This is a genomic window from Streptomyces sp. NPDC031340 (genome assembly GCF_055569945.1).
Genome location: NZ_JBVIIE010000011.1, coordinates 143,356 through 155,462 on the forward strand (window position 1 = coordinate 143,356; position 12,107 = coordinate 155,462).

Here is a 12,107-nt window from a genome sequence, read left to right on the forward strand (position 1 = left end):
ATCCCCAGTCCGACGCGTCATCGGACCGGCGCAGCGCGGTCCTGCGCAGCGCGGTCCGGCGCACCCCGATTCGGGGCACCCCGTCCGGTGCCCCCCGCGCCCGGGGTGTCAGGCGCCGTTGCCGGAGACCGAGCTCCCCAGGTCGCCGATCCACGTGGACACGGTGTCGAACCAGTCCTTGAGCTGCGCGAAGTAGCCCTTGCCGGTGCCGATCCAGTCCTGCAGCGGGCTCAGTTCCCAGATCAGCCAGCTCGCGACGAACAGGATGAGGATGGTGAACAGGCACCCCTTCAGGCAGCCGAGGCCGGGGATCTTCATCGGGTTGGCGCTGCGCTGCCGCGGCTGCCGGGGCTCGCGGGCGGGCTGCTGCGGCTCGGGTGCGTACCGCTGCGGCTGCTGCTGCCGGGGGCGCTGGTGCTGCGGCGGGGCGGCGTACTGCTGGGGCGGGCCGGCGTACTGCTGCGGCTGGTGCGGGTAGCCGTAGCCGGGGCCGGGCTGCGGGGGGCGCTGCTGCTGCGGGCGCTGCTGGGGCTGCTGCGGGCGCGCGACCTGGCGCTGGGGGCGGCGGCGCAGCGGATCCTCGCCGGGGTCGAGGTACTGCACCTGGGTCTGCTCGTTGCGGTCGCGGGCGGCGCGCAGCTGGCTCTGCCAGGGGTGCGGCTGCTCCGGGTCGCCGGACGGCCGGTCCGGCTGCCCGGGCTGTCCCTGCGGGACCGGCGGCAGGACGGCCGTCGGATCGGCGGCGCCGGTCTGCGGCAGGACGGCGGTGGGGTCCGCGGCGCCCGCCGGGCCGGGGGCGCCGGTGTGCGGCAGGAAGCTGGTCGCGGCGTTCGGGTCGAAGGCGCCCGCGCCGTGCTGCAGCACCTGGGTCGCGTCCGCCGAGCCGGGGACGGCGGCCGGGGACGAGTCCGGGGCCAGCAGGCTCCCGACGGCGTCCGCGGCGGCGATCTGGGCGCTGCTCGCGTGGACGCCGACGCCCTCGGCGACGACGCGCAGGCCGCGGGCGAGGTTCTCGGCGCCGGGCCGTTCGTCGGGGTTCTTGCGCAGGCAGCGCTCGATGACCGTCCACAGCGGGTCGGGGACCGTGGAGGGGCGGCGCGGTTCGGCGCTGAGGTGCTGGTGCAGCACCTCCAGGGCGGTGGCGCCGGCGAACGGCGGGCGGCCGGTGACCAGCTCGTACAGCAGGATGCCGGCGCCGTAGATGTCGACGGCGGAGGTCTGCGGGCGGCCCTCGGCGGACTCCGGCGCGATGTACGCGGGCGTGCCGACGAACTCCTGGGTCCGGGTCAGGCCCGGGGAGTCGGCGAGGCGCGCGATGCCGAAGTCGGTCAGCATCGGGTGCATCTGGCCGCCGGCCTGCGCCAGCAGGACGTTGGCGGGCTTGAGGTCGCGGTGGACCACCCCGTCGGCGTGGCTGGCGGCCAGCGCGTCGGCGATCTGGGCGGTGAGCAGGGCGGCGCCCACGGGGGTGAGGGGACCGTTCTCGCGCAGGTAGCGGTGCAGGTCGGGACCGTCGATGAGGTCCATCACCAGCGCCAGCAGGTCGCCCTCGACGACCAGGTCGCGGACCCGGACGATGTTCGGGTGGGTCAGCCGCAGCAGGACGGAGCGCTCCCTGAGGAAGCGCATCACGATGTCCGGGTCGCTCGCCAGTTCCTCTTTGAGGACCTTGATGGCGACGGTCTCGCCGGGCTGGCCCGGCACGGCGGCCTCGGCCCCCGCGGTCTCGCGCTGGCGGGCTCGCCAGACGGTGCCCGTGGCGCCGCGTCCGAGCGGTTCCTCGAGCAGGTACTTGCTCCCTACCGGCCGCACGTCATGGGCTCCCTGCTGCTTGCTTACGTTCCGACCCACTGTAATGGCGCGAAGGGCGCCACCGGCGGTCCTCGCACCGGCGTCTCGCGTACGAGATTCCCGCGCCTGTGCGAAGGAAAGACGCTCGACCCGGTCCGTCGGTTGCCGAAAGCGGTCGTGACCGATCTCAAGCGGTCGCCGGGAGGGCGGCCGTCAGGCACTTTTGCGGGCAGAGCCGACCAATCAAGATCACTTGCCTTCCGGGGACGGGCGTGTTGTCGGCGGCAGGTGCGAGGATGCCTGCAGTACTGGCCGATGTGCTCGTGTGGGGTGGGGGGAAGTCCGCGCCCGCGCAGAAGGGACCGCTGACGGCGATGCAGATCCGGCTGACCGTCGTTGACCCGCTGGGCCCGCCCGACCGGGCCCGGGGCCGCACCGCGAGCCGCGACGTGCTGGTCACGGCACCCGCCGGCACGGCCCTGGCCGCGGTGGCGTCGGCGCTGGCCTCGGCGGTCTCCGGCGAGGGGAGCGCGGCCGCGTCCGGCGGCGTCCCCGTGCTGTACACGGGCGCCGAGCGCCTCGACGACCGCCGCAGCACCCTCGGCGAGCCTCCGCTGATCGACGGCGCGGTGCTGTCCCTGGGCGCCCCCGCCGACCCCGAACCGCACCCGGAGCCGGCCGACGCCCCGACCCAGCTGCACGTGGTCGCCGGGCCCGACGCTGGCGGGGTGCACCTGCTGCACGGCGGCGAGATCCGCGTCGGCCGCTCCGCCGACGCCGACGTCCCGCTCGACGACCCGGACGTCTCCCGGCTGCACTGCGCGGTCACGGTCGCCGCCGACGGCCGCGTATCGGTGGCCGACCTCGGCTCCACCAACGGCACGGTCCTGGACGGCGCCCGCGTCGGCGCCCGCCCGGTGCCCTTCGCCCCGGGCGGACTGCTGCGGGTCGGCGAGTCGGCGCTGCGGCTGGCCCCCGCCGCGCGGCCGCAGGAGCGGGTGGTGACCGCCCCGGACGGGGAGGGTCACATACGGGTGCCCTCGGGGGCGGACCGGCCGGCGCCGGCCGGCGCGGGCCCGGCCGGGTCCGGGTCCGCCGCGCAGGCTCCGGTGGCGTCCCACGCGCGCGTGGCGGACGGCGGCGGTACGGCCGCGGCCCTGCGGGAGGCGCCCGGCGCCCAGGGCCACGCCCCGGTGGTGCCGGAGCAGGGCGGGGCGCCGCGGATCGAGAGCAGCCCGCCGCCACCGTCCGGGCCGACCCACTACATGGCCGGGACGGCCGGGGACACCCACGGCGGCCATCCCGGCGCGGTCGCCCGGCACCCGGGCGCACCGGCCGCCCACGACGCGGCGCATCGCGGCCCGGCGGACCACGCCCCGATGGACTACGGCGCGGTGGACCACGGCTCGGCGGACCAGAGCCCGGTGGACGACGGCGGGCGCGCGCGTGGCGGCACGGCCGCCCAGGGCGCGCGCAGGCGCGGCGGACTCACGGCCTGGGCCCGGCGGCTGGCCGGCGGCCGCGGCGAGCAGGACGCGGCCGCCGGCGAGGCGTACGGCGCCCAGGACGCCCCCGGCGCGGCGGCGCCCCCGCCCGCCGGCGGTTCCCGGCTGCCGGAGACCTGGCCGGACCCGGCGGCGCTGCTGCTGACGGCGCTCGGTCCGGGCCCCCGGCTGTGGGAGCGCGGGCCGGGACACCCGGAGACGCTCACCGTCCGGCTCGGCACGGCCGACCGGGCGGCGCCGGACGGCTCCGGCCTGCTGCCCGCCGTGCCGGTGACCGCGAACCTGCGCGAGGCCGGCGCCCTGGGACTGGCCGGCCCCCGCGCGCGCCTGTCCGGGCTGGCCCGCGCGGTGGTGGCCCAGCTCGCCGCGCTGCACTCCCCCGAACTGCTGGAGATCGTCCTGATCAGCGCGGACCGCTCCCGCCCCGTGCAGGAGCGCGCCGCGGAGTGGTCCTGGCTCGGCTGGCTCCCCCATGTGCGCCCCGCACACGGCCAGGACTGCCGTCTCCTGCTCGCCTACGACCACGACCAGGCCTCGGCGCGCACCGACGAGCTGATCCGGCGCCTGGAGGACCGGTCGGCGGACGCCCGTCCCGGAGCCCGGCCGGCCGCCCCGGCCCCCGGTCTCGCCGCAGCCTCCCGGCGCCCGTCCTGGGCCCGGGACGACGACGAGGACCCGGCGGACCGCTTCACCGGCCCGTACACCGTGGTGGTCGTAGACGGCGACCCCGGATCCACCGCCGTGCGCGAGGCGGTGACGCGGCTGGCGCTGGCGGGACCGGCGGCCGGGATACACGTCGTGTGCCTCGCCGAGACGGAGTCCGCGCCGACGGCCTCGCCGGTCACCGAGACCTACGAGGCGGCGTGCGCGGTGGCCCCGGTGTTCCGGGACTGCGGCGCCGTCGCGCTGCTCAGCGGCGACGTGGCCACGGCGCTGCGTCTGATGCGCGTGGCCCGGACCGCTCCGGCCCCCGGCGACCGCCCCACCGCCCCCGGCCGCTCCGCCGCGCCCGCCCCGGCGCACGCCGGCCCCGTGGGCCCCGGCACGACGGCCGCCGTGGACGCCGTGTCGCTCGCGTGGGCCGAGCGGTTCGCGCGGGCGCTCGCGCCGTTGCGCCTGGACGGTTCCCCGGCCGAGCGGCACACCCGCGTGTCCGTGCCGCTGCCCCAGGCGGCACGGCTGCTGGACGAGCTGGGGCTGGCCCGGGCCACCCCGGCGTCGCTGATGGCGCGCTGGGCGGACGCGGCGGACGACGCGGATTCGCTCGGCGGGCGGGCGTGGGCCGTGCTCGGCGCCGGTCCGCGCGGGCCGGTCAGCGCGGACCTCGCGGCGGACGGGCAGCACCTGCTCATCGAGGGACCGGCGGGCAGCGGACGCACCGAACTGCTGCGGGCCGTGGTCGCCTCGCTCGCCGCCGCCGAACGCCCCGACCGGCTGGCCATCGTCCTGATCGACGGCCGGGACGGCACGGGCGCGCCCGGCGGGCCCGGCGAGGGCCTGCGCGTGTGCACCGACGTCCCGCACGTCACCACCCACCTCACCGCCAACGACCCCGTGCGGATGCGGGAGTTCGCGCAGTCCCTGAGCGCCGAGCTGAAGCGGCGGGCCGAACTGCTGGGCCGCTGCGACTTCGACGAGTGGCACGCCGGACGGGCGGCGGCGGGCCGGATCGTCCCCCAGCGCGCGGCGACGGCCCGCACCGCACCCGCCGCCGCGCCCGGCACCACCGCCGGCACCGCCGCGGTGGCATCTGGCGCGGCGGCCGTGGCGGCCGGAGGCCGGGCCACCGGTCCGGCGGGGGCCGGGGCCGGGGCCGCCGACCTGGACACCCCGCCCAGCTCGACCCTGCGGCTGCGCCCGGCAGCCGCCCGCCGGCGGGCGGAGGACGCGCCGCCACCGCTGCCCCGGCTGGTCGTGGTCGTCGACGACCTGGACGCCCTCGTCTCCCCCGCGCTGGGATCACCCGGCCGGCCCGCGGCCGGTTCGGTGATGCGGGCGCTGGAGGCGGTGGCCCGGGAGGGCGAGCGGCTCGGCGTGCACCTGGTGGCGGCGGCCGGGCCGGGCGGCCGTACCGCGGAGACCGAACCGGCCCGCCGGGCCGGCCTGCGCGTGACGCTGGACGCGCCCGGCGCCGGACCGGACCAGCCGGCTCCCGGCCGGGGCCACCTGACCTGGGCGGACGGACGGGCCACGGCCTTCCAGGGCGGCCGGGTCACGGGCCGCATACCCCGGACGGCGACGCTGCGCCCGACGGTCGTCCCCCTGGAGTGGCAGCGCATGGGCGACCCGCCCGCCCGCCGCCCCGTACGGGAACTGGGCAACGGCCCGACTGACCTCGCCCTGCTCGCCAGCGCGCTGGAGAGAGCCGCACGAGAGGTGTCGGCGGCGCACGTCCCGTCACTGCTGTAGCCCCGGCCGACCACCCGCACCCCGTCCGACACCCGACCGACACCCGACCGGCATCCGTCCGGCATCCGTCCGGCTCGCCACGCCCGCCGGACCCGCCGGGCGCGCCCACGGCTCCGGCCGTCGATCCGCCCCGTGCCCGGCCGGTCGGGCCCTGCCATGGCGCTGGGGCCGACGGCCGGTGCAGGGTCAGGGGCGGCGCCGATCGCCTCGATGCGCTCCCCTTACCCGAGATGCGCCGCTACGGCCGTGCCAGCCGCCGCATCGTCAGCGCCAGGTGCAGCCGCAGTCGGCCCTGGGGCGTGCGCACCGGCCAACCCAGCAGGTGCTCGGCGTGGGCCAGCCGGTCCTGGAGGGTTGAGTGGTGGACGTTCGCCTCGGCCGCCGCCGCCCGCAGACTCCCGGTGACGGCGACCGCGTGCAGGGTGGTGAGCAGCCACGGAGCGTCGCCGGCGGCCGCCTCGAGCGCGTAGACGTCCGGCGGTGGTTCAGCCCCTGGCACCACGAGGGCGGCCAGCAGTGCGAGGCCACCGAGCTCGTCGGCGTACACGACGCGGGAGCCCGGGTCCTGCGCGGTGCCGTCCGCGGTGAAGCGCAGCGCGGTGCGGGCCGCCGCCCATGAGCGGGGCAGGTCCGGGACGGGCACGGCGGGTCCGATCCCCACCCGGCCGGCCGGAATCGCGTCCGCGTCCGCGGACGCGGACAGCACCCGAGGCCGGCCCCCGGGCGTGGCCAGAGCACGGGCCGAGGCCGCGGAACCGAGGCCGAGGCGGCGGGCTGCGTGCAGCCGGGCCGGTTCGGCGGCCGTGGCGTCCAGGAGGGTCTCGACCAGCGCGGGATCGTCGAGCGGCGCCCGTCCGCGGGTACGGTCGAGCACGACGCGTACTGCGCCGGCTGCCCGTTCCAGGATCACGGCGTCCACGACGCTGGGGGCAGCACCGGCGCGTTCCAGCCACAGCGCGGGAACGCCGTCGGGTGTGAGCGCGGTGGACGGCCAGTCAGGATCCGGCGGCAGCTCCGTGTCCCGGCGCGTGCCGTCGGGCTCCACCCGGACCCGTACCCGCCGGTCGGCGTCGACGAGCCGCGCGGGCACCCCGGCGAGCACCGCGGCGCCGCGCACGAGCGCCTCCACCCCGGCCCGCGACTCTGCCAGCCGGTCGAAGTAGGCGATGACCCGCACGGCGGCACCGGCGTCCGGGTCCAGCGCGGTCAGGCGTCCGGCCAGCTCTTTCATACCGCCATGATGCGCCACTCCAGCACCGGCAAGGAGAGGGGTGTACGGCCTCCGCTGCGGTTCCGCCGTCGGCGACGGCTCCGCGAGCTCCGTGGGGGTTCGAATGCCGCTGAGACAGTGGTGGTCCGGGGCGGTGGCCCGGCCGGGCACTACTCCGCGAGCAGCCTGCGCAGCCAGTCCCGGTGGGCCGCCCGGGCCGACCTGGACAGTGCGGCCTGCGGCGCGATGGCGTCGAAGCCGTGGAAACCGCCCGGCCAGACGTGCAGTTCCGCGACCCCGCCGGCCCGCCAGATCCGGGAGGCGTAGGCCACGGCCTCGTCCCGGAACGTCTCGGCGGAACCCACGTCGAAAAAGGCCGGCGGCAGCCCGGACAGGTCCTCGGCACGGGCGGGCGCCGCGTAGGGGGAGACGGCCGGGCCGCCGCGCCGCTCGCCGAGCAGGGCCGTCCACCCGGTCTCGTTGGCCGTGCGGTCCCAGACGCCGAGGCCGGCCATCTGGTGGCTGGAGAAGGTGTCGTTGCGGTCGTCCAGCATCGGGCACATCAGCAGTTGGCCGAGCAGCTGCGGTCCCTTCCGGTCACGCGACAGCAGGGCGAGCGCGGCGCTGAGGCCGCCGCCCGCACTGGCCCCGGCGACCACGATCCGCTCGGGGTCCGCGCCCAGTTCCCCCGCGTGCTCCGCCGTCCACAGCAGGCCGGCGTACACGTCCTCGACGGGCGCCGGATGCGGGTGTTCGGGAGCCAGTCGGTACTCCACGGACACCACGACCATGTCCAGTTCCCGCGCCCAGTCCAGGGCCACGTCCACACCGACGCGGTTGTTGCCGAAAACCATGCCGCCGCCGTGCACGTAGTAGACGACCGGACGCGGGCGGTCCGGAGCCGGTGACGTGGGCCGACAGATCAGCAGCGAGATCTCGGGGGAGTTGTCGGGCCCCGGCACCGTCCGGTCCTCCACCTCGAAAGCCCCGCCCACGGTCAGGTCCAGGTCGGCGAGCGGGACTATCGCCGGCCCTTGGCGGACGGCTTCGATGTCCTCGGGGGCCAGCCCCGGCTGGATCACCTCCCGGACGAGTTCCAGGGCGGCGTCGAGTTCGGGGTCGAAGGGCGGTGGTACGGACGTCATGGGCTTCTCCTCACGCGGAGCGCAGAGCGTGGATGCGCGGCGGCTCGTGCGGCCCATGATCTGTGCATCCGCCGTCCGCCCGGGTACCGCCGTTCGGCGGTACCTGTCCGCCGCCCGGCGGGTGACAGCGGCGCTCCTCGTCCCCGTCCGTGCTCCCGTGTGCAGGCCCGTCCGCACACTCGGTCACGACGCGGTCACGAATCGCCGCTTGACACGGGAGGCGCTCTTGCCGACCCCTGCGCACGGGCGTAGACCAGACGGACGGGACAGCGCTCGGTCGTTCGACGAAGATCGAAGAACGGGGCAGTGAATGCACAGCACGAGCAAGAACCGCAGGGCCGCGAGGACGGCCGCCGCGCTCCTCTTAGGGGCGCTCACCCTGTCGCTCACCGCCTGCGGCGGCGACGACAACGACAAGAGCAAGGACGACACAGGCGGCGGCAAGGAGACGGGCTCCACCGTCACCCTCCCGAAGCTGAACGGCGCGAGCCTGGAGGTCGCCGCCGTCTGGACCGGCGGCGAGCAGAAGAACTTCAAGAAGGTCCTGGCCGAATTCGAGAAGCGCACGGGCGCCAAGGTCACCTTCGTGCCCGCCCAGGACCCGATCATCAACTTCCTCGGCTCGAAGATCGCGGGCGGGCAGCCGCCGGACGTCGCGCTGCTGCCGCAGCCGGGCGCCATCAAGCAGGCCGTCGACAAGGGCTGGGCCAAGCCCCTCGGCGCCGAGGCCGTGGCGGAGCTGAAGAAGAACTACGCCCAGGGCTGGCAGGACATCGGCAAGGTCGACGGCAAGCAGTACGGCGCCTACTACAAGGCCGCCAACAAGTCGCTGATCTGGTACAACGCCAAGGTCTTCGAGAACGCGGGCGCCTCCGAGCCGAAGACGTGGAAGGACCTGCTGAGCACCGCCCAGACGGTCTACGACTCCGGTGTGACGCCGTTCTCCGTCGCCGGCGCGGACGGCTGGCCGCTGACCGACTGGTTCGAGAACGTCTACCTCTCCCAGGCGGGCCCGGAGAAGTACGACCAGCTCGCCCAGCACAAGATCAAGTGGACGGACCCCTCCGTGAAGGAGGCCCTGACCACGCTCGCCCAGATCTGGGGCAAGAAGGACTACGTGGCGGGCGGCGGCTCCGGCGCCCTGCAGACGGAGTTTCCCGCCTCCGTCACACAGACCTTCACCGGCGGCTCCCAGCCCAAGGCGTCCATGGTCTACGAGGGCGACTTCGTGCAGGTCAACATCCAGGAGACCAAGGCGAAGGTGGGCACCGACGCGAAGGTGTTCCCGTTCCCGGCGGTCGGTGACAGCCCGCCGGTGGTCTCCGGCGGTGACGCGGCCGTGATCCTGAAGGACTCCAAGGCCGCGCAGGCCCTGGTCACCTTCCTGGCCTCGCCCGACGCGGCGACCATCCAGGCCAAGCTGGGCGGCTACCTCTCGCCGAACAAGAACGTGCCGAACTCGGCGTACCCGAACCCGGTCCAGCAGAAGATCGCCAAGTCGCTCGTCGCGGCCGGCGACGACTTCCGGTTCGACATGTCCGACCAGGCCCCGCAGTCCTTCGGCGGCACGCCCGGCAAGGGCGAGTGGAAGGACCTCCAGGACTTCCTGAAGAACCCGAAGGACGTGGCGGGCGCGCAGGCGAAGCTCGAGGCGGACGCGGCGAAGGCGTACGGGGGCTGACCGGGCGATGACCGGACACGTCACAGTGGGGTGGAGCCGGCGATGACGTCGGCCGCCGCGGAGGGTGTCGCCAAGAACGGGGCGAGACCCTCCGCTCCCCGTCCGCGCAAGAGTGTGACCGGCACCCGCAGGACGGTGGCAGCGCTCTTCCTGCTGCCCGCCCTGGTGCTGCTCGGCGCGCTCGTGGTCTACCCGATCGGGTACTCGGTCGTCCGCAGCTTCTACAACGCCTCCGGCGACGGCTTCGCCGGATTCGACAACTACCGGGCCCTGTTCACCGACGACGGCATCCGCACCGCCCTGAAGAACAACATCGTCTGGGTGGTGTTCGCGCCCACCGTGGCGACCGCGCTCGGCCTGATCTTCGCGGTGCTCACCGAACGGGTGCGCTGGGGAACGGCGTTCAAGCTGGTCGTCTTCATGCCGATGGCGATCTCGATGCTGGCGGCCGGCATCATCTTCCGCCTGGTCTACGACCAGGACCCCGACAAGGGCGTGGCGAACGCGGTGTGGGTCGGGGTGCACGACACCTTCGCCGAGTCCTCCGCGTTCCCGAAGGCGCACCCGGGCCGCGAGTCACCGCTGACGGCGCAGGGCGGCGGATTCGTCACCAAGGCGGCCGTCCGCACCGGGGAGTCCGTCGCCCTCCCGCTGGTCGGTGTCGCCCCCGACCAGATGCCCGGCAGCGCGAAGCACGCCGTACAGGCCAAGCCCGACCCGGGGAAGATCACCGGCACGACCTGGCAGGACTTCACCCGCGGCAAGGGCGTCGGCAAGCTCGGCGCCGTCGACGCCTCCGAGCTGGGCTACCCCGGCATGAGGATCGAGGCCGTCAAGGACGGCAAGGTGGTGGCGACGGCGAAGGCCGCGGACGACGGCACCTTCACGCTGCCCGCGAAGGCCGACGGGGCGCGCCTGCGGCTGCCCGCGTCCAACTTCAGGGAGCCGTACAACGGCCTCGACTGGCTCGGCCCGTCGCTGGTCACACCGGCGATCATCGGCAGTTACGTGTGGATGTGGGCGGGCTTCGCGATGGTCCTGATCGCGGCCGGGCTCGCGGGCATCCCGCGGGAGCTGCTGGAGGCGGCCCGCGTCGACGGCGCGGGCGAGTGGCAGGTGTTCCGCAGGATCACCGTGCCGCTGCTGGCGCCGGTCCTCGCGGTCGTCGTCGTCACCCTGATGATCAACGTCCTGAAGATCTTCGACCTGGTCTTCATCATCGCCCCGAACAGCTCCCAGGACGACGCCGACGTGCTGGCCCTGGAGCTGTACCGCAAGGGCTTCTCCGAGGACCAGCCCGGCATCGCCAGCGCGATCTCGGTGTTCCTGCTGCTGCTGGTCATCCCGGTGATGCTGTTCAACGTCCGCAGGCTGCGGCGGGAGGTGCGGCGATGACCGCGGAAGCCGGAAGTCTCCCCGAGGCGGCGCCCGTCGCGCCCGTCCGGCCCGTCAAGGCGCGCGAGTCGCTCGGCACACGGCTCGCGGGCGCGGTCAGCGGCGGCGTGCTGCGCGCCTTCCTCCTGGTCGTGGCCCTGTTCTGGCTGGTGCCGACGATCGGCCTGCTGCTGTCGTCGCTGCGCTCCCCCGAGGACATGGCGGCGAACGGCTGGTGGAACGTCTTCAGCGAGCCCTCGCGGATCACCTTCGACAGCTACCAGAAGCTGCTCGAAAACAGCGACATCACCAACTCCCTGTGGAACACGGTCCTGATCACGGTTCCGGCGACGGTCCTGGTCGTCGTCATCGGCGCCCTCGCGGGTTACGCCTTCGCGTGGATGGAGTTCCCGGGCCGCGACTGGTGGTTCCTGGGCGTGGTCGGCCTGCTGGTGGTGCCGGTGCAGGTGGCGCTCATCCCGATCGCCGAACTCTTCGGCAACATCGGCCTGTTCGGGACGATCTTCGGGGTGATCCTGTTCCATGTGGGCTTCGGGCTGCCCTTCGCGGTGTTCCTGCTGCGGAACTTCTTCGCGGAGATCCCGCGGGAGCTGCTGGAGGCCGCCCGGCTCGACGGGGCCGGCGAACTGCGCCTGTTCGCCCGCGTGGTGATGCCGCTCGGCGGGCCCGCGATCGCGAGCCTGGGCATCTTCCAGTTCCTGTGGGTGTGGAACGACATGCTGGTCGCCCTGGTGTTCACCAAGGCGGGCACCCAGCCCATCACGGTGGCCCTGCAGACGCAGGTGCGGCAGTTCGGCAACAACGTCGACGTGCTGGCGCCCGGCGCGTTCATCTCGATGGTGATCCCGCTGGCCGTGTTCTTCGCGTTCCAGCGGCAGTTCGTGTCCGGCGTGATGGCCGGCGCCGTCAAGTGACTGTGTGAACAACGCCCGAGGGGGCGGGGCGTCACGGCCCCGCCCCCTCTCGTTCAC

7 protein-coding genes are annotated in these 12,107 nt (G+C 75.0%); 4 read left to right on the top strand and 3 right to left on the bottom strand.

Annotation, left to right across the window (positions count from 1 at the left end; translation table 11 throughout):
* Positions 1-108 precede the first annotated feature (108 nt).
* Positions 109-1,812, bottom strand: coding sequence for a serine/threonine-protein kinase (locus ACZ5GT_RS11000; RefSeq protein ID WP_469018812.1), 1,704 nt, complete (start codon positions 1,810-1,812; stop codon positions 109-111).
* 353 nt (positions 1,813-2,165) lie between these two features.
* Between ACZ5GT_RS11000 and ACZ5GT_RS11005 the strand changes: the two genes are divergently transcribed.
* Complete coding sequence (locus ACZ5GT_RS11005) at positions 2,166-5,705, top strand: FtsK/SpoIIIE domain-containing protein (RefSeq protein WP_469019008.1); 3,540 nt, start codon at positions 2,166-2,168, stop codon at positions 5,703-5,705.
* 238 nt (positions 5,706-5,943) lie between these two features.
* On the opposite strand, the gene ACZ5GT_RS11010 is transcribed toward ACZ5GT_RS11005, so the two are convergent.
* Positions 5,944-6,936: a helix-turn-helix domain-containing protein gene (locus ACZ5GT_RS11010; RefSeq protein WP_469018817.1), complete on the bottom strand. Its 993-nt coding sequence runs from the start codon at positions 6,934-6,936 to the stop codon at positions 5,944-5,946.
* A 149-nt stretch (positions 6,937-7,085) separates the two neighbouring features.
* The gene (locus tag ACZ5GT_RS11015) at positions 7,086-8,060 is read right to left on the bottom strand and encodes an alpha/beta hydrolase (RefSeq protein WP_469018822.1); all 975 of its coding nucleotides are present in this window, start codon (positions 8,058-8,060) and stop codon (positions 7,086-7,088) included.
* 310 nt (positions 8,061-8,370) lie between these two features.
* On the opposite strand from ACZ5GT_RS11015, the gene ACZ5GT_RS11020 reads away from it, so the two are divergent.
* Genes ACZ5GT_RS11020 through ACZ5GT_RS11030 form a run of 3 tightly spaced genes read left to right on the top strand, consistent with a single transcriptional unit; the run spans position 8,371 to position 12,050 of the window.
* Positions 8,371-9,741, top strand: a complete 1,371-nt coding sequence (locus ACZ5GT_RS11020; protein ID WP_469018828.1) for an ABC transporter substrate-binding protein — start codon at positions 8,371-8,373, stop codon at positions 9,739-9,741.
* Positions 9,742-9,783: 42 nt separating this feature from the next.
* The gene (locus ACZ5GT_RS11025) at positions 9,784-11,136 is read left to right on the top strand and encodes a carbohydrate ABC transporter permease (protein ID WP_469018834.1); all 1,353 of its coding nucleotides are present in this window, start codon (positions 9,784-9,786) and stop codon (positions 11,134-11,136) included.
* Positions 11,133-12,050, top strand: a complete 918-nt coding sequence (locus tag ACZ5GT_RS11030; RefSeq protein ID WP_469018837.1) for a carbohydrate ABC transporter permease — start codon at positions 11,133-11,135, stop codon at positions 12,048-12,050. Before ACZ5GT_RS11025 ends, ACZ5GT_RS11030 begins: the two co-directional genes overlap by 4 nt.
* Positions 12,051-12,107: the final 57 nt, after the last annotated feature.

Coding starts and splice junctions, on each gene's coding strand:
- ACZ5GT_RS11005 (WP_469019008.1), top strand. CDS start 2,166: ATGCAGATCCGGCTGACCGTCGTTGACCCGCTGGGCCCGCCCGACCGG.
- ACZ5GT_RS11020 (WP_469018828.1), top strand. CDS start 8,371: ATGCACAGCACGAGCAAGAACCGCAGGGCCGCGAGGACGGCCGCCGCG.
- ACZ5GT_RS11030 (WP_469018837.1), top strand. CDS start 11,133: ATGACCGCGGAAGCCGGAAGTCTCCCCGAGGCGGCGCCCGTCGCGCCC.
- ACZ5GT_RS11015 (WP_469018822.1), bottom strand. CDS start 8,060: ATGACGTCCGTACCACCGCCCTTCGACCCCGAACTCGACGCCGCCCTG.
- ACZ5GT_RS11010 (WP_469018817.1), bottom strand. CDS start 6,936: ATGAAAGAGCTGGCCGGACGCCTGACCGCGCTGGACCCGGACGCCGGT.
- ACZ5GT_RS11025 (WP_469018834.1), top strand. CDS start 9,784: ATGACGTCGGCCGCCGCGGAGGGTGTCGCCAAGAACGGGGCGAGACCC.